Annotated in this window: 1 protein-coding gene; it reads right to left on the reverse strand. The window is 75.2% G+C overall.

Going from position 1 to position 495, the window contains the following annotated elements; all coding sequences use genetic code 11:
* Positions 1–495, reverse strand: a 495-nt coding sequence (locus EBL85_RS16870) for an AMP-binding protein (protein WP_148040591.1), incomplete at both ends; no start/stop codon positions are given.

Raw genomic sequence — 495 nt, forward strand, 5'->3', positions numbered from 1 at the left:
CGCGCCAGACGGCGGCATCGCGCCGCGCTGTCTCCGGCACGCAGACCAGCGCGCCGCCGACCTGCGAGGGGCCGAAGAGGTCGTAGACCGAGAGATCGAAGTCGAGCGCCGAGACCGCCAGCACCCGGTCCTCCGGCCCGACGCCGTAGCGCTGGTTGATCGCATCGATGGTGTTGGCCGCGGCCAGATGGGTGACCTCCACCCCCTTGGGCTCGCCGGTCGAGCCGGAGGTGAAGATCACATAGGCCGGGCTGCTCGGCGCCACCGCGACCGGCGCGGGCAGCGGCGCGTGGGCTTGGGCCTGCGCGATCGTCTCGGCATCGAGCACCAACCCGACCCCGGCGCGCTCGAGGATGCGCGCGCGTCGTGCCGACGGCTGCTCGACCCCGATCGGGACATAGCACCCCCCGGCGGCGAGCACCCCGAACACCGCCGCGACCTGGGCCGCGCCGCGCGGCAGCGACACCGCCACCGCCTCGCCCGGGGCGAGTCCGG

The sequence above is a fragment of the Marichromatium sp. AB32 genome (genome assembly GCF_003718675.1).
GTDB classification, from domain to species: Bacteria; Pseudomonadota; Gammaproteobacteria; order Chromatiales; family Chromatiaceae; genus Marichromatium; species Marichromatium gracile.